Below are 16,498 nucleotides of genomic sequence, written 5' to 3' on the forward strand. Positions count from 1 at the left end.
TCGGCCCACCGGATTCGACAGCGAGCGCTACAAGAAGCGCAACACCGTCGAACGGGCCATCAACCGGTTGAAGGGCTTCCGCGCCGTCGCCACCCACTACGAGAAACGCGCCTACATCTACCTCGGCACCGTCACCCTCGCGGCCCTCACGATCTGGCTCCGCACGTGATCCGAGAAACAGTGCCTAGGCCAGCGCCGGTGGTTCGGCCTTCCCCTCGCGGTCAGGGACCGGAACGCGAAGGCACTGGCGGTGTCGGGCGACAGCCCGCTCGGCGGCCTCCCCGAGGTTGTGCCACAGATGCCAGCGGTCGGCGACCTGAGTCGCCTGGGGTGCCCCGGCTGTGGCGCCTTCCGCGAAGAACGGGGCGCGGTCCCGGCAGACGATCTCGATGCCGGGTCGCTTCGCCAGCCATGCAGCCAGGCTGGACGCCTCCCGGCCAGGCAGCAGATCCACCGGCCGGCGGGACTCGACGTCGACGAGCACCGTGCCGTAGACCCGTCCTTTGCGTGTGGCGTACTCATCGACACCAACCACCCGCGGGGTCGGGACATCCGGTTCGGGCAAAGCTTCGAGCAGCCGCAACACCGCGCTGCGGCTGATGGGCACCCCGAAGGCCCGCGCCATCCGGGCGCCAGCGCGGCCAGCGAGGGCGAGACCTACCGTGGCGAGAGTCGACCGCAACCGCTCCGTCCACCGGCTGTGCCGCCGGGTCAGTCCCGGCAGTTGCTCAGCGAACGTCCGCCGAGCACAGGACGACTCCGGACAGAAGAACCGTCGAACTCGCAGTCGGAGGACCACCCGCCGTCCCCCGCTCGGTACGTCCGCAGTCAACCGCAGGTAAGAGCTGTGCACCCGGGTCGACTCGCTCCCACAGTCCGGGCATGCCGCCCCGGCCGCCGTACTGCAGAGGTCGATGCGTATCGCCTCGTGACTCACGTCCAGCGACAGCACCGACACGTCCGCGATGGACGGTAACAGCAGGCCCTCCAGGCGGGGCGACGCCTCTTCCACGACGCCGCACTGTCGACCACACCAAGATCGGCCCTGATCATTTTCAGGCAACTTCCCGAAGCCTGATCGGAGCACCAGCCGTAACTCAGCGTGCGCGCATCACGGAAAGCGAGCCAGAACCCCAGATCGGGCGGCGAACCGCGACCAACCATGGTTCACACGTCCCCCGGGCGCACGTCCACCTGGTCTTCTCAGCGCTGCGGGTGGATAGGCCGGGCACAGCCGCTGGCAAGACGTGCCCGCTCCTGCCGACGGCCGAAGACCCCCTCTCGAACAGGTTTCCTCACGCGCCGTGCGCCCGCCGCTCGATGCGCTCCACCAGCTCGGCCGCCATCGTCTTGATGGTCTCCAGCCCCTGTTGACCCCAGGGATGCGGATCCTGGTCCACCACGCAGATCGTGCCCAGCACCATGCCCGTGTTGTCGATCAGCGGAGCGCCCAGGTAGGAGTGGATCCCAATGGCGTCGACCACGTGGTTCCCGGCAAAGCGTGGGTAGTCGCGGACATCCTCCAGCACCAGAGCCTTGCGCCGCTTGACCACATGCGGGCAGAAACCAATGTCGAAGGCGCGAGGCATCACCCGGCCGGGCACGGGATCGTCGAGAAGGGGGGACTCCAGGTTCACGGTCGTGTCGGCGGCCGCGCTGTACAAGCCCGCGTAGTACTGACGGCTCTCGTCGACAAGGAAGTTGACCCCCGCGTAACACCCCCCCGTGCGCTGCGCGAGTTCACGCGCGAAGTCATCGAACTCCGGAACGGGCTTGTCCTCGATCCCCAGTTCCCGAAGCCGGCGTGTCCGCGCCTCTGCCTCAGGGTCCTCCGGAGGGAGAAGCAGATGACGCACGGCGATCGCTATCTCCCCTCCGAAGGGAGACTTGTACACCATCTCAGCCATGCGAACTCCTTGAAGTGATCAGATGCTCCACGAGGGAAAGCAGAACCCGAATACCCGAGCTGGACAGGCGGGCATCACACAGGACCACTGGGACCTCGGGCTTGAGGTCCAGCGCGGCCCGCACCTTTTCCGGCTCATAGCGGTGCGCCCCGTCGAACTCATTGACCGCGACGACGAAGTTGATGCCTCGCGCTTCGAAGAAGTCGACCGCCGCGAAACTGTGGTCCAGCCGACGGGTGTCGGCGAGCACTATCGCACCGAGCGCACCGGCGGACATCTCGTCCCACATGAACCAAAAACGCTCCTGACCGGGCGTGCCGAACAGATAGAGCACGTGGTGGGGGCTGAGGGTGATCCGGCCGAAGTCCATCGCGACCGTGGTGGTGGCCTTGTTCTCCACCCCCTCCAACCTGTCCGTGGCAGCACTGACCTCGGTCAGCAGTTCTTCCGTGCTCAGCGGCTCAATCTCGCTCACTGCTGCCACAAAGGTGGTCTTGCCCACCCCGAAACCCCCGGCGACCAAAACCTTGATCCCCATCGGAAGGGAGTCGGCGCCGGGTGCCTCAGAGCCGTTTGAGGAGCCCATCCCGCAACGCCTCCAATAGATCTCGATCGGGGGGAGAATATGACCCCGGTGTTCCCATGTCGAAGCGCCGTGTGACGACCGCCCCACGCTCCATCAAGTCGGACAGCAGCACCTTGATCACCGCTGCCGGCATCCGCGTGTGTCCCGCGATCTCAGCCACCGTGACCGGCGTCCGGCACAGGTCAAGCACATGTCCGTGATCCAATCCGAGGTTGGTCCGCAGCACGGTACCCGTGGCCACCACCATGGTCATCAAGTCGAATTGGCAGGTGGGTCTGGTGCGTCCGTCACTGACGGTGTACGGCCGAACCAGCCGCCCCAGGGCATCATCGAGCAACGGCCTATGCGGATCGTCCGGGTCATCCGGCATCTCTCACTGCCCCGCCGGCTGACGGGGAGCGGCCCCCAGGTGGCTGCGGACGCTCTTCACCATCATGGTCATCTCGTAGCCCAGCACCGGCACATCCGCCTCGCGTCCGGCCAGCACTGCCAACAGGGCGCCCTGCCCGGCCGTGGAGACAAAAAGCATCGAGCTGCTGAGTTCGGTCACGACCTGCCGCACATCACCGCCGTCATCGAATCGCTTGCCGGCACTGCGCGCCAGAGAGTGGAGCCCGCTGGCGAGGGCCGCCAGATGATCCGCCGCGTCTTTGTCCAGTCCATCCGAGGCCATCACCAGACCGTCCGAGGACAACAGCAGTGCACTGCGCGTATGCGGTACTCGCTGCACAAGGCCGCTCAACAGCCAAGAGAGATCTTCACTCACCACAACTGCCCACTTCTCCTCAATGACGTGAAACTGCTAGGGGGCCGGGTCCGGTTCCCCGCCGAGGGACGGGGAGGTGTCAGTTTCCTTGGAGTCCTCAGCCAGGCGGACGCCGCTCTGAAACGCGGCCATCAGGCCGGGATCGTGATCGTCTTCCTTGGGCACCACGACAGTTTGGGGAGACTGCCGCAATTCCGGGGCGAGATGTTCCTGACGGCGCCGCTGGGGCAGCACGGGGGGAGCATCTCCCTGCGTGGGGGCCGCGACGGTGGCGTGTAGTGGTTCGGCCGCCGGTGCCGGTACCGGTACCGGCCCCCGAGCGACAGACGTGTCCGGCTCAAGTGCCTGCTCCGTCGCGTCGTCGGCGTGTCCATGAGGGACGGCAGGAGTGAGGTCCGACTGTTGTTGCTGTGATTCCACCACGTCCGGGCCCCGGCCCAGCAGCTCGTGCGGCAGCACCACCACCGCCTGTGTACCGCCGTAGACATTGCTCTTGAGTTGGACGACGATGCCGTGCCGCCGGGCCAGGACAGAGACCACATACAGGCCGATGCGACCGTCCTGGAGCAGCTCGCCCAAGGCGATCCTCTCAGGGGAGGCGAGCAGGGCGTTCATCTGGTCCCGCTCGGTGGAGGTCATGCCCAGACCGCGGTCCTCGACCTCGATCGCCAGCCCGGCGGTGACGTGCTCGGCACGCAGCAGCACCTGCGTCTGGGGACGGGAGAACACCGTGGCGTTCTCCACCAGCTCCGCCAGCAGGTGCACCACGTCGACGACCGCGTGGCCGCTCACCGTCCCGTCCACCGGAGGCACCATCTTGACCCGCGAGTACTGCTCGATCTCGGCAGCCGCGGAACGCATCACATCGGCCATGCTGACCGGTCGGGTCCACTGGCGGTAGGAGGCGTCGCCGCCGAGCACGGCCAGATTCTCGGCGTATCGCCGGACACGGGTGGCCAGGTGGTCCACATGGAACAAGCCTTTGAGCAGGTCCGGGTTCTCGACCTCGTTCTCCAGGTCGTCCAGCAGCCCGATCTCGCGGTGCACGAGAGACTCCAGCCTTCGGGCCAGATTGGCGAAGACCTCGAAGTGCTCGCCGCCACGCTCCCGCGCCCCGAGCTCCACCTCAGTCGCCTCGGCAACGCGCTGAGCGGATGCGATCTCTTGCCCCGGCCGTTCCAGCGCATCACCCGTCCGCTCGGGCAACGGGCCTGGCTGATGCCGCTGATTTTCTGCCAGCTGTTGGCCAGGCTCCATCTGCCGTCGCAACGTGGCCAGTTCGGCCTGGCTCCGTGCCACGAACGAGCTCAACTCGATATGGCTGCGAGCCACGGCCCGCGCCTTCCCCGCGGCGATGAACGCTGCGCCCGAGAGGATCACGCAGACGAGCAGCAGCGTGCCATTGAGCAGACCCCAGAAGGCGCTCTTGTCGACGTGGCCCACGCCTGCGGTGAACAGGAGAGCAGCGCCTGCGGCTCCGATGATCGCGACCAGCACGGCCGGCAACACCGCCAGAAGCACCATGTGGCGCTCAACTGCCTTGCCACGCGCGCCCATAATGTCAGGAGCATGCCACGCCTGGAGGTCGGTGGGCACTATGTCCTGATGGACATGAGCGGGCAACATCAGACGTTCCTGCATCACGGTCCCTGGTTGTGTATCGGCCAGCAGGCTGAAAAGTGTACGGCGCACGTTACCCCTAACGGCACCTCACGTCACGTGTGGTGACGTCATGGGGATTGATTCAACGGTCCTCACGTCCCTGAACTGGCCCCAGTGCCGTGGCGCACTCCTGGCTGAACGTGCCAGAACGTGCCGATCCATGCCAGAACGAGCGGGCACTCACAGGCAGTGCCGACAACTCGAGAGCAGCGACAGCCACAAGCTGTGCGGAGCGTATACGCAGACCAGCGGGCCGCGGACGATTCGTTGCGACCTTGTGATTCCGAACCTCGGAGCGCGGGTTCGATTCCCGTCACTCGCTCCACAGTGAAGGCCCAGGCCAGGGGGGTGATCCCCAACCGGGCCTTTGCGTTGTCCAGACCCTTTCAGGGCGGCGCGCCCGGCCGCCAAGGAGGTGGACGATGGGCGCATCAGGGCTCAGTGGTGCGGAAGTGGTGTGCAAGCAGCTGTTCCCAGCGCGGTAAGAGATTCTCCACTTCATCAAGGCGCTCCTGCCGCGCACGGCTCGGGCGCGCGCCGCATCGACGGCCGCGGCCCGGCCATTTTCTTCACCCGGCCCGGCCGCGCCAGGCGGCGCGCCGCGTGCTGTGGCGATGGCGGTTGGGGTGACGGTGGCGCCGTTGGTCCCCCGGCGGGAGGCGCCGTCGAAGCGTTGTCCGTGGTTCACCTTGCGGTCCCCCTCAGTTGAGGGAAGCGGCGAATCCTGGCCGCCGTCACGACCTTCCGTCCCAGGAGGCCCGATGTTCCCGCACGCCGCCGGTCGGCGCCGCGTCCGCCGTTACGTTTCCGCAGGTGTGCCACTCGCCGTGATCGCCGCGGTAGCGGTGGCCGGCACAGCGACAGGAGCGCAGACCAAGGACCGCCCCACGGAGCCACGGGTCACCGCCACCGCCGCGCTCGGCGACATTCCACTCGCCGAGTTCAGCAACTCCCTGCTGCCCGGCACGGTGGACGACGATCGCGGAGTGGATCTCGGCGGGATCGGCAGTGACATCTACCCCGCCGACCGGGCGGGAGAGTTCTGGACGGTGACCGACCGTGGGCCCAACGGCCTGATCACCGTGGACGGCACCAAGCGCCGCACGTTCCCGGTCCCCGGTTTCGACCCGTCCATCGTGAAGATCCGGGTCTCCGGAGCCACCGTGAAGGTGATCGACGCGATCCCGCTCACCACATCCTCCGGAAAGCCCGTCACGGGCCTGCCCAACCAGGAGGGGCGCGACGAGGCCCCGTACACGTACGACGCGAAGGCACCCCTCAGGTATGACGCGAACGGCCTCGACACCGAGGGAATCGTGCGCGCCAAGGACGGCAGTTTCTGGCTGGTCGACGAGTACGGGCCCTCTCTGGTCCATGTCTCCGCGCACGGGAAGGTCCTCACGCGCTACGTTCCGCACGGACTGCAGCTGCGCGGCGCGGACTATCCGGTCGTCGAGGCACTGCCCGGGATCCTGCTGCACCGGAAGCTCAACCGCGGCTTCGAAGCGCTCGCCCAACTGCCCGGCGGCGACCTGGTGATGGCCGTACAGAGCCCCCTCTCCGTGCCGGACAAAAACGCCGGCGATGCGTCACTCACGGCGCGTCTGCTGCGCTTCTCGCCAATGAGGCAAGCGGTCACCGCGGAGTACGCGTACCACTTCGACTCGGTGAACGAGGTCGACTCCAGCGAGGACGACACCAGCGAGCTGAAGATCTCCTCCGTCGTCGCGCTGAACGGCGACACCCTCCTCGTCGAGGAGCGCACCGACAAGGCAGCGCGGCTGCAGCGCGTTCCGCTGACCCCCGACGCCAACATCCTCGGCACGGCTTGGGACGACGCGGCCACCTCTCCCTCGCTGGAGCAGCTCGACGACCCGGCAGCGTCCGGAGTTCCGGTCCTGAGGAAGCGTCTGGTCGTGGACCTGGGCACGCTCGACGGCATCCCCGGCAAGATCGAAGGCATCGCCGTCACGGGCCGGGACACCCTGGCGATCATCAACGACAACGATTTCGGCATGACGGACGGCGTCGGGGCCTTCGACGCGGACGGCCGCCTGGTCGACAGCGGGGTGGAGACGAGGGTCACGTATGTGCAGGTGCCGAAGGGTCTGTAAGGTGCACGCCGCCGGCGCCCGCAAAAAAGGCGGCGACGGGGGGCGAACTGGAAGATCCGGCACGCACGACGGCTGGCCAGGCGCTCGGGCGGTCCCGGGGCGGGCTGACCAGCAAGGTCCATCTCGCCTGCGACGGCCGGGGCCTGCCCCTGGTCGGCGTCGTCACGCCCGGCAACGTCAACGACTCCACCGTCTTCGACGAGGTCATGGACGCCTTGAGGGTGCCTCGGACCGGCTCCGGGCGGCCCCGCCGCAAGCCCGACGCGGTCATCGCGGACAAGACATCCCACGCGGATAAGCGTCAAGCCGCGATGGCGGAATGATCTGCCAGTGGCTGGGTTGGGAAGGCTTTCGTCTCGTCGAAGTGCTGGCCGTGTTGGAGGCAGTGGAAGAGCATGCCCATGAAGCGGTTGAAGAGGTTGCGCTGAGCGGCGACGTGGCGGTCGCCGGCTTCTCTGCGGCGGTCGTAGTGGGCTCTGGCGCCGGGTGATCTGGTGAGGGAGACGAAGGCCCACACGTAGCCGACAGCCGCCAGCCGTTGGTTCTTGACCTTTCGGCTCATGACGACGCAGGTCTTGCCGCTGGCCCGGGTGACGGGGGCGCTTCCGGCGTAGGCCTTGAGCGAGCTGGCGTTCGCGAACCGGGTCCGATCGTCGCCGATCTCGGCCAGGACACGGGCTCCGGTTAAGGATCCAAGGGCGGGAAAGCTGCGGATGACCTCCGCGTCCGGATGTTCCTTGAAGGCCTGTGCGGTGGCTTCTTCCAGTTCGTCGGCGTTCTGGCAGGCGGTGTTCAGCTGTCTGAGCAGAGCCGTTGTTTGCCGACCCAGTGCGGCCTCGACCTGGGGCAGCTGGTGGAGGTAGTCGCGCTGGATGACTTCCTGGATCCTGTCTGCTTCGGCCTGGATGCCGCGGACTCGTCCTGCCTGCTTGAGCAATGCCTGAAGGCGTCGGTTGGTCAGCCTGGCGGCCTGGGTCGGCGTCGGTGCGGCGGCCAGGATGGTGCGGGCCTCCCGTGAGCGCAAGCCGTGCTTGTGCTGGGCGAAGGCCTCCAGGATCGCCGGGAGAACTCCCGCAGCTTGAGCGGAGCCTGTTGTGGGCCTGGCCTCGGTCCCAGACGGCGTCCTGCTGGGCCCTGGCGAGCACGGTGATGGCCTGGACAAGCTCGGAGTCCGCGGGCAGGGGCCGGTGGGCGGCCATGTCGGTCCGCAGGATGTTCGCCAGCACCGCGGCATCGACGGCGTCAGACTTCTTCCGGGCGACGGAGTGACGGTCGCGATAGCGGGCGACTGCCAGCGGGTTGATCGCGAAGACCAGCCTGCCAGACGCGTGCCATCGCGGCGGCCTATATGGGCAGCGGCCGTTGCGCGCCCGATTCACGAAGGAACCGATACGTCATGACCACGAATGCGGACGCGTCACGTCAGGACCGCGCGGACCGGAAGCTGCGTACTGCTGTGCTGCTGCTCGGATTGGCGATGGTACTCATGATCACAGGAGCCGCGGTCTACGTCGCCCGTGTCCACCCCTCGCTGGCTGCACCCTTGAGCGTCGGCGCAGCCGTCTTGGGAGCAGTGGCAGGTGCGGCCGCCATGGTGAGCCGTCTCGTTCGGTAATTCGCCACCATGCTGCCTCGGGTCCATCCGGTGCCAGCTCTCAGCCGGCCGCGGTGAGCCTCCGCGTCCAGCGTCTGGACGGGGCCGCCACGCATACGCGTGTCACGTTGCCGATCGGCGGCTGCCCGAGGTGGCCCGGCGTCGATGGCGCCGGCGATGTCAGCTGACGGGCATCTGCCCCGCTACGGCCGGGTGGCGATCAGAGCCTCGGTGTGGATGGTCTCCTCGTACCGGCCCGAGGAGTCGAACTTCAGCAGCGCCCGGCGCAGGTCCTCCTCGAACGCCTCCCGCCGCTCCCCGAGCTGGGCTGGGGTGGAGAAGGAGTTGCTCAGCTGCAGCCCGATCAGCTCCTCCAGGCTGCGCACCACCACCTGGTCGAACGGCACCATCTCGACGGTCGAGAACGGCGAGCGCTCCAGCGTGGCCTGGTAGGTCTTCTCTGGCTCGGGGTAGACCCCGGTCCCGGCCCGGCATACGGCGCCGAGGTAGGCGGCGCGGACCTCGGCGACTACCGGTGCCCAGCCGGGCAGGGGCGTGGTGCCGGGCGGCCCGGCCGAGAGGATGACGACGCTGGCCCGCTCGGTGGTGAGCTTGTTCAGGTCGGCCAGGACCTGGACGCGGTCCATCCAGTGGTACGACTTGGCCATGACCGTTAAGTCGAGCGGCGGAAGGCCCAGGGTGAGCAGGGTGCTTGAGTCGCCCTGCTGCCACCAGATGTTGCGTACGCCCCGTTCCTCGGCGAGGGCCCGGCCGTGCTCGAGCATCCCGGCCGCCGGGTCGACGGCGAACACGGAGCCGACCCGGCCGGCCAGTTCCAGGGCCACGGTGCCCGGGCCGCAGCCCAGGTCGAGGGCGCGCTGCGTGCCGTCCAGCGCGAACCGGTCGGCGAGCAGCGTGTACAGCTCGTCCGGGTACTGCGGGCGGAACCGGGCGTAGTGGGCCTCGGCGGAGATGAAGGCGTGCGGATCAGCGGTCATCACGGACCTCCAGATAGGGACAGTGTCCGGGCGCGCTCCGTGGCGCCCGGGAAGGTTCAGCGGGCGAGGTTGGCGAGGTAGCTCTCGGTGGCGCTCCACGGCGTCAGCTCGATGCCGAACCCGCCGAGGTGGCCAGGGCCCTGGATGTGCACCAGCGCCCGGACAGGTGGACGATGTCGCCCTCGCGGAAGGCACAGGTGTAGGCGCCGAGGTAGCTGCGCAGGTGCGTGATCCGGCGCGCGAACACCACCGCCTCGTCGATCGTGGACGCCACACCGCTCATCCTCGGCAGTGGCGTGCTTGAGGTCCCACTCGCGGAACGTCTGCTCGCGGGGTGCCCTGCGGGCGGGGCCGTGGTGGAAGCGGACTCGGCTCCAGCCGTTGAGGACAAGGGTGACGAGCCCAGTGCGGCCGTCGTCGGTCGTGACGTAGTCGCCGACCTGATGACGGATGGTCGGGTGCTGGCTCATACAGCCACCTGCCCGATCGCGGGGGCGAGGTTGCGCTGCTCGCGGCACGGCGCGCACGCGTACAGCGGCACCGGCGGCCCAGACTGGCGCTCGACGAGGCGGACTTGTACGGCTGTCTCGGACGGGCCCTCGTGCCAGTGGCACCAACCCTGTCCCTCGGCTTGTGCGTCCATGACCAGCACGGTAGGAGCGAGCGAGAATCAACGGCGGCTGTGATTCTCGAATATTCTCCGGGCCGCCTGGCAGATTCGCCAGGATGCTCAGGCGGTGTCGAGCTGCGCCCGAGCGCGGGCGATCAGCCGGTGCGCGAGAGCCCCGTACACGGCGGCCTGGTGCAGCAGCTCCCACACCCGGAGGTAGACGCCGACGCTGTCCGTATCGTCAAGCCACAGCTCGGCGTGCCAGTCCTCAACGACGGCCAGCCGCTCGTCGTACAGCCAGAACCCGGGCCCCGGCGGGATGCGCACGGCGGCGCCGAACGGGACGATGCCGAGCCGAACGGTGTCCAGGCCGACGACGCCAGCAAGCCGGTCGAGTTGAGCCGCCATCACCGGCGGAGCGCAGAGGCGCGTGTGCAGGGCGGCCTCCCACATGACGATGTGGAAGGTACGGCCGGGCTGGTACATCAGGTTCTGCCTACGCAGCCGGGCCCGCACGGAGTCGTCTACGTCCCGCACCGACTGGTGCAGGTCCGCGTACGCCTGGAACACGGCGCGGGCGTAGTCGGCGGTCTGCAGCATGCCGACCACCATCGAGCCCTCCCACGCGCGGAGCACGGTGGAGCGCTCGTACTCCACCGTCAGCGCGTCCTGCACGGGCCGGTGGCCGGCGGCGAGCTGGCGGCGCCACGACCGGTGCCGGGACTCCAGCCCATCGAGGTGGGCGACCAGCTCGGCCGCGGCGTCAGGGTGTCCTGTGGCGGCGGCCCAGGCGCGCAGGTCCTCTGCGGTCGCCGTCTGCTTTCCGGTCTCCAACTTCGAGACCTTCGACTGAGTCCAGCCGAGCCGGTCGGCAAGGTCTCGTCCGGTGAGCCCGGCGCGCAGCTCTCGGAGCCGCGCGCCGAGCGACGTGCGGGCCTGCTGAAAGTCCGTGCTCACATGGGCACGGTAGCGGCTATGCCTCGGCGTAGGGCCGTGCGTGGTGCCAGGCGGCCTCCCGAGCCTGGAGATAGCGCAGCACGTTCACCGGGTTGGTGATGAGCTCGACGCCGGTCATCTCGTCGTCCTGGTCGAAGTGGAGCAGGGCGACTACCCGCGCGTCGAAGACCCAGAAGTCTTCCTCCGGGAGCCGCAGCGCTTCCGCCCAGGTCCGGGACAGGACCCGGATGTCCTCCCCGGCGGCCGTGTTCCGCCGTGCGTTGTCGAGGAGGTACTGCTGGCCAGCCGTCGGCGGCTCGTCGAGGATCCGCACCCGCTCGAACCGCCTCCCAAGCGCAACCTGCTCGCGCCGCTCGCGGCACCACGGGTCATCGAGGTCCCAGTCGACGCGGCCCTCGGTGACGAACTGCCGGTACGTGTCCTGCTGCTCGTCCCAGGCGTACCGGCGGCGGGTCTCCAGCCGCCAGGCGCTGTGCTTGAGCGTGGTGAACATGCCGTCGAACTCGTCGAAGGCGATGAACTGGGGCACGTGCACGGGCTCCTTGGGGCCGAAGTTCGCGAGGAGTTCGCGCGGGACGACGACCGCTCCCTCCTCCTCAGTAAGGTTCTCGAGCTGGCCGAGCTCGGCGGGGTCGGTGATGCGGTCGCCCTGGACCACGTACTCGTCGGTCCTGGGCAGTTGGTACAGGGTGGGGCAGCCGTTATTACCGCTGTTGGTACCGACCTTGGACAGTCGCCGGGCCATGAGTCCCCCTTCGGGTCGCTGATGTGCCGGGCACCGTAACCGTACGAGCGGCAGACGCAACAGCCCGCGTGGCGCTACCTTCATGCCCACATTTCTGGGCCTTGGGGGGCATTCATGAAAGTGTTCTGGACCGTCCTCGCCATCGTTCTTGGTGCGCTCGCTCTCGGCGCCGCTGGTCGAGAGGATCCTCCTGCTCCTCCAGAGCCGGCAGGCCGGCAACCCCGGGCGGGACGGCGCCCTCCGCCCGGCAAGGAACCGATGACGTCGTCCTCACAGGGGTGACACCTGATCGAAGGAACCCACCGCCGCACAACTCAGGTTGTCCAGATAAGCGGACATGACCCGCTCCCGTCACTGCGGCGCCCCGAAGCGCCCCTTCGCACACCTCGCCGAGCACCTGCTCGCCCCGCGCCGAGCCGCGCGGCTGCCCCAGCGCCCTGGCCGCAGCCGCCAACGTCTCCCGCAGCACTGTCCAGCGCGCCGAGTCCGGCCCCAAGCCCCCTCCCCCGACGTCCCCGACGCCCACGTCCGCGCCTGCGGGGACAGTCCGGCCGACCAGATGCCCAGCCGCGGCCGCACCGCCCAGCCCGGCCGGCTCCGCACCTCGACGCGCCGGCCCCGGCCCTCATCCACACCGAGGACGACCTCGGCACCGCCCTGGCCTCGGCCTACGAGCGGGCCCGCGCCCCGACTCCAACCCGTTCCCTGACCCGCCACCTGGCCGCCCACCCCCGCGGTGAGCGGCCAGAACCGGCCGAGGGCTCACAGCAAAAGGGCGACCACCGCCGCCAGCGCCCCGGCGACCGCGGCCACCACGATCAGCGTGGCCCCGAATGCAGCCCCTGCCCGCAGGACCGCCGCCGGGTACGACGCACCAGACCGACGGCTCAGGTACCCCGCTGCAGCGCCCACCAGCGAGGCCACCAGCACCACCAGCAAACAACCCAGCACCACCATGAACGCGATCATCGACACAGCCCTTCATCCCTTGGGACCAGCGGTTGACGAGCTGAATCTGATGCAGGCTAGATTCAACGGTGTTGACGGTGAACGTGGATAAACGAAGTTGAACGCACAGCACCAAGACGGCGGGGGGCAGGACCTCGTGGACGCACCGCACCACTCCACATCACAGCAGGCAGCCGACATCCAAGCGGCCCTTGACGAACTGCGCCGCCAATTGGAAGCCGCCCGCGAGGCGAAAGACCGGACCAAGGACTGGCTTGAGGCCCGTACAGGGCTCAGCCACGGCACCGTCAGCGCAGCCTTCAGCATGACCGCAAGAGCTCCGAGCAAGAGGACCGTGCGCCTCCTCGCCAACGCTCTCGGCCTCGACCCCGCCCCGCTGGTAAAGCTGCTCGTCACAGCGGAAAAACATAAAACCTCTGCCGGTCAGGTGGCAGCGCCGGATAGACGCCGAAGCCAGTCAGTGCAAGACGACGGCCGCTGTCGGCCCGTGCGGTCATGGACCGCGAAACGCCTGGGAGTTCACCGTGCCATCTCCGGCAACACGATCGGAAAGCCGGGCGCGGAGTTCATCCTGCCGACCTACGTACCTCGGTCACACGACCATGAGCTCCGCCAGCTCCTGACCACAGCGGTGAATGCTGAGGAGCCGTTACTAGTCCTGGTACGAGGTGAGTCGTGTACGGGCAAGACCCGGACCGCCTACGAGGCCGTCCGCACCTCGGTCCCGGATAACTTCAACCTGGTATTCCCCACCGATGCTCGTGATCTTCTGGAGATCCTTCGAGCCGAGGCCGTGCAACCCTGCACCGTGCTGTGGCTCAACGAGGCCCAGACCCACCTCAGCGGCGAGTACGGGGAGGCTGCCGCCGCCGCACTGCTGCGCCGTCTCGATGGCGCCGGCCCACTCCTCGTCATCGCCACCCTGTGGCCCACCCACGACAAAGCTCTCACCTCTAACCAGCCCGCCAATTGCAGTGAACCCGACGCGCACCCAAACGCCCGCGCTCTGCTCGTCCAAGCAAGCCGCATCTACCTGCCGAAATCCTTCGCTGGCAGTCTGGACGCTGTGAGATCTGCAGCTAGCGGGGACCCATCGCTGGCCGCTGTGGTGGCCTTGGGAACCCCAGACATCACGCAGACCCTGGCTGCCGGTCCGGACCTCGTCGAGCACTATGAACACCCAGTCGGAGAGCATGGGATCTACGGGCAGGCGCTGATCAGCGCAGCGATGGATGCACACAGGCTGAGTGCTACGAGCCCGCTGCCTCTCGACTTCCTGGAACATGCGGCACCCGGTTACCTCAGTGAGGCCGAACGCGCCGCAGCAGACCCCGACGCATGGTTCAAAGGTGCCCTTGCGTACGCTCGCGCACCCATCAAAGGGATCACATCTGCGTTGCAGAGCGTCCCCCCTTCTTCCGGCATGGGCGCACAACGCAGCGTGATAGGTCTGGCCGATTACCTGCAACAGCACGGCCACCTCACCCGATGGGCCTTGTGCCCGCCCGCCACCTTCTGGGCTTCCGCCGCCCGGCATCTACCGGGGCATGCCGACCTCACCAAGCTGGCGAATGCTGCACAGGCACGTCACCGATACCGCCACGCGGCCATCCTGTACTGCACCGCCGCCGACTCAGACGCCGGGGCCATTGACACATTGCGGACGATGGCGAGACTGCGGAAGGCGGCCGGTGACCTTAAAGGAGCCGAACGGCTGTACCAAGCCGCCGCGGCTACCGGGAGCCCTATCGCGCTAGAAGAACTGGCTGCGCTGAGGGCAAAGGCCGGGGACCTGGAGGGAGCCGAGCGCTTTGCCCGTCAGGCAGCCAACGCCGGGGACCTCTATCAGTTGTCGCGCGTGGCTCAAGCATGGGAGCAGGCTGGTGATCGGGGGAGAGCTGAGCGCCTTGCCAGACAGGCCGCCAACGCCGGGGACGGCTTCGCACTTCACATACTGGCGGGGCTGCGGGAGACGGCCGGGGACCTGGAGGGAGCCGAACGGCTGTACCAGGACGCCGCATACGCCGGAAACCGGTCCGCACTTCACATTCTGACGGGGCTACGGGAGACGGCCGGGGACCTGGAGGGAGCCGAACGGTTCGCCCGGCAGGCCGCAGACGCCGGCGACGCTTCTCAACTAGTGCGACTGGCGGATCGACATGCACAGGCGGCATGGGACCGTGCCTTCCAGGCCGCCGCAGACGCCAACGATGTCACGGCAATGGAGAGCCTACTTGTTGTCCGGCATAGAGCCGACGACACCACCGCACTATCAGTGGCGGTGAAGCAAGCAGGACCGTCACCTGACTCGGAGGCAGCCGAACACTTGTACCGAGCCGCCGCCTTTGCGGGGGACGCTATGGCACTGCGACGACTGGTTGAGCTGCGCGAAAGTGCCAGTGATTGGGAGGGAGCCGAGCAGCTTGCTCGACAGGTCGCTGCTACGGGAAGCATCGAAGCACTATCAATCTTGGCTGTGCAGCGGGAGCGGGCCGGTGATCGGGACGGAGCTGAGCAATTGGCCCGACAAGCCGCAGACCGCGGGGACACCCGCGGTCTGCGGGAGGTAACGGCACTGCGCGAGAGTAGCGGTGATCGGGACGGAGCCGAGCGACTCGCACGGCAGGCTGCAGACGCTGGGATCACTAGCGTGCTCGGAGAACTAGCTGCACTGCGGGAAGGAGCCGGTGACCGGGCCGGAGCTGAGCGGCTGTACCAGGACGCCGCAGACGCCGGAAACCGTTCCGCACTGCGGGAACTGGCGAAGTTCCGGGAAGAGGCAGGTGACCAGGAGGGAGCCGAGCGACTCGCACGACAGGCCACTGACGCCGGCTACACACGTGCTCTGGCAGAACTGACGCTACTTCGGGAGCAGGCCGGGGACCAGGAGGGAGCCGAACGACTCGCACGGCAGATCGCAGACGCCGGAAACACCCGGGTGCTGCGAGAAGTCGCGACGCTCAGGGAAGGGAACGGTAATCCGGCGGGGGCGGAGCGGCTGCACCAGTACGCCGCAGACGCGGGTGACACCATTGCGCTGCAGAACCTGGCACAGGCCCGGGAGCAGGCCGGGGACCAGGAGGGAGCCGAACGACTCGCACGGCGGGCCGCAGAAACTGGCGACACCATGGGCTGGCGGCGCTTGCTGCGGTTGCGGAAAGAAGCGCGTGATCGGGACGGGGTCGAGCGACTTGCCCGGCAGGCCGCAGACGCCGGCGACACCGCCGCGCTTCGGTACCTGGCGGAGTTGTACGACGAGGCAACGGCAAAGCGGCTACTGCGCTATGGCCTAGAAGCAGACGGGACACCGGCCCAACCATGGCCGTGGCCAGAGCCCCAGGCCGTCATCTAAGACCGTGTCCTACATGGTGAGGTTGCGGAAGCGTTTGTAGCAGCAGATGGCGGCTGCCAGCCCGAGAAAGGCCAGGTAGTTGCCCGGGTGTCGCTCGTAGCGGTGGTTGAGTCGGCGGTAGCCGGTCAGCCACGACATCGTCCGCTCGATGACCCACCTTCGGCGGCCGAGACGTTCGCTGGACTCGATGCCTTTGCGGGCGATGCGGACCCCAATGCGCTTGCCCCACAGCCATTTC

At 67.9% G+C, this 16,498-nt stretch carries 15 protein-coding genes and 3 pseudogenes; 4 read left to right on the top strand and 14 right to left on the bottom strand.

The annotated features are described in order from the left end of the window. Nucleotides 1-169: pseudogene (locus ACWD0A_RS33635) on the top strand (IS5/IS1182 family transposase); the annotation flags it as partial. 15 nt (nt 170-184) lie between these two features. Here ACWD0A_RS33635 and ACWD0A_RS33640 read toward each other — a convergent pair. From ACWD0A_RS33640 to ACWD0A_RS33665, 6 genes are all read right to left on the bottom strand, one after another. Continuing rightward, nucleotides 185-1,087: an ISL3 family transposase gene (locus ACWD0A_RS33640; RefSeq protein WP_451304374.1), complete on the bottom strand. Its 903-nt coding sequence runs from the start codon at nt 1,085-1,087 to the stop codon at nt 185-187. A 208-nt stretch (nt 1,088-1,295) separates the two neighbouring features. Next, nucleotides 1,296-1,907: a GAF domain-containing protein gene (locus tag ACWD0A_RS33645; RefSeq protein ID WP_451304376.1), complete on the bottom strand. Its 612-nt coding sequence runs from the start codon at nt 1,905-1,907 to the stop codon at nt 1,296-1,298. Further along, nucleotides 1,900-2,493 carry a GTP-binding protein gene (locus ACWD0A_RS33650; RefSeq protein WP_177153609.1) on the bottom strand — a complete coding sequence of 198 codons (594 nt, stop codon included), beginning with the start codon at nt 2,491-2,493 and terminating at the stop codon, nt 1,900-1,902. Before ACWD0A_RS33650 ends, ACWD0A_RS33645 begins: the two co-directional genes overlap by 8 nt. Beyond that, nucleotides 2,471-2,863 carry a DUF742 domain-containing protein gene (locus ACWD0A_RS33655; RefSeq protein ID WP_177153608.1) on the bottom strand — a complete coding sequence of 131 codons (393 nt, stop codon included), beginning with the start codon at nt 2,861-2,863 and terminating at the stop codon, nt 2,471-2,473. The genes ACWD0A_RS33650 and ACWD0A_RS33655 overlap by 23 nt, the downstream gene beginning before the upstream one ends. Before the next feature lie 3 nt (nt 2,864-2,866). After that, nucleotides 2,867-3,262 (bottom strand): roadblock/LC7 domain-containing protein, encoded by a 396-nt coding sequence (locus ACWD0A_RS33660; protein ID WP_451304378.1) that lies wholly within the window; start codon nt 3,260-3,262, stop codon nt 2,867-2,869. 33 nt (nt 3,263-3,295) lie between these two features. After that, on the bottom strand, nt 3,296-4,900 hold the full coding sequence (locus ACWD0A_RS33665; protein WP_451304395.1) for an ATP-binding protein: 1,605 nt from the start codon (nt 4,898-4,900) through the stop codon (nt 3,296-3,298). Nucleotides 4,901-5,682: 782 nt separating this feature from the next. Between ACWD0A_RS33665 and ACWD0A_RS33670 the strand changes: the two genes are divergently transcribed. Both ACWD0A_RS33670 and ACWD0A_RS33675 read left to right on the top strand, forming a co-directional pair. Further along, nucleotides 5,683-7,035, top strand: coding sequence for an esterase-like activity of phytase family protein (locus tag ACWD0A_RS33670; RefSeq protein WP_451304380.1), 1,353 nt, complete (start codon nt 5,683-5,685; stop codon nt 7,033-7,035). Nucleotides 7,036-7,039: 4 nt separating this feature from the next. Continuing rightward, nucleotides 7,040-7,316, top strand: a pseudogene (locus ACWD0A_RS33675) (transposase); the annotation flags it as partial. A 20-nt stretch (nt 7,317-7,336) separates the two neighbouring features. Here the strand turns inward: ACWD0A_RS33675 and ACWD0A_RS33680 are convergent. The 7 genes and pseudogenes from ACWD0A_RS33680 to ACWD0A_RS33710 all read right to left on the bottom strand — a co-directional run. Then, nucleotides 7,337-8,354: pseudogene (locus ACWD0A_RS33680) on the bottom strand (IS110 family transposase); the annotation flags it as partial. Between the two features lie 478 nt (nt 8,355-8,832). Then, nucleotides 8,833-9,627 carry a class I SAM-dependent methyltransferase gene (locus tag ACWD0A_RS33685; RefSeq protein ID WP_451304382.1) on the bottom strand — a complete coding sequence of 265 codons (795 nt, stop codon included), beginning with the start codon at nt 9,625-9,627 and terminating at the stop codon, nt 8,833-8,835. Nucleotides 9,628-9,730: 103 nt separating this feature from the next. Continuing rightward, nucleotides 9,731-9,901 carry a hypothetical protein gene (locus ACWD0A_RS33690; RefSeq protein WP_451304384.1) on the bottom strand — a complete coding sequence of 57 codons (171 nt, stop codon included), beginning with the start codon at nt 9,899-9,901 and terminating at the stop codon, nt 9,731-9,733. A gap of 192 nt (nt 9,902-10,093) precedes the next feature. Next, nucleotides 10,094-10,270: a hypothetical protein gene (locus ACWD0A_RS33695; protein ID WP_451304385.1), complete on the bottom strand. Its 177-nt coding sequence runs from the start codon at nt 10,268-10,270 to the stop codon at nt 10,094-10,096. Between the two features lie 87 nt (nt 10,271-10,357). Beyond that, nucleotides 10,358-11,194: a helix-turn-helix domain-containing protein gene (locus tag ACWD0A_RS33700; RefSeq protein ID WP_451304387.1), complete on the bottom strand. Its 837-nt coding sequence runs from the start codon at nt 11,192-11,194 to the stop codon at nt 10,358-10,360. Between the two features lie 16 nt (nt 11,195-11,210). Then, nucleotides 11,211-11,939, bottom strand: a complete 729-nt coding sequence (locus ACWD0A_RS33705) for a DUF6879 family protein (RefSeq protein ID WP_451304389.1) — start codon at nt 11,937-11,939, stop codon at nt 11,211-11,213. A 762-nt stretch (nt 11,940-12,701) separates the two neighbouring features. Beyond that, a complete protein-coding gene (locus tag ACWD0A_RS33710) occupies nt 12,702-12,908 on the bottom strand; it encodes a hypothetical protein (RefSeq protein ID WP_451304397.1) in 207 nt (68 codons plus the stop codon). A gap of 97 nt (nt 12,909-13,005) precedes the next feature. Here ACWD0A_RS33710 and ACWD0A_RS33715 point away from each other — a divergent pair, with 97 nt between their 5' ends. After that, nucleotides 13,006-16,260, top strand: a complete 3,255-nt coding sequence (locus ACWD0A_RS33715; protein ID WP_451304391.1) for a transcriptional regulator — start codon at nt 13,006-13,008, stop codon at nt 16,258-16,260. A 9-nt stretch (nt 16,261-16,269) separates the two neighbouring features. On the opposite strand, the gene ACWD0A_RS33720 is transcribed toward ACWD0A_RS33715, so the two are convergent. Next, nucleotides 16,270-16,498: transposase (locus ACWD0A_RS33720; protein WP_451304393.1), on the bottom strand; the 229-nt coding region annotated here is incomplete at its 5' end.

It is taken from the genome of Streptomyces sp. NPDC002867, assembly GCF_053591895.1.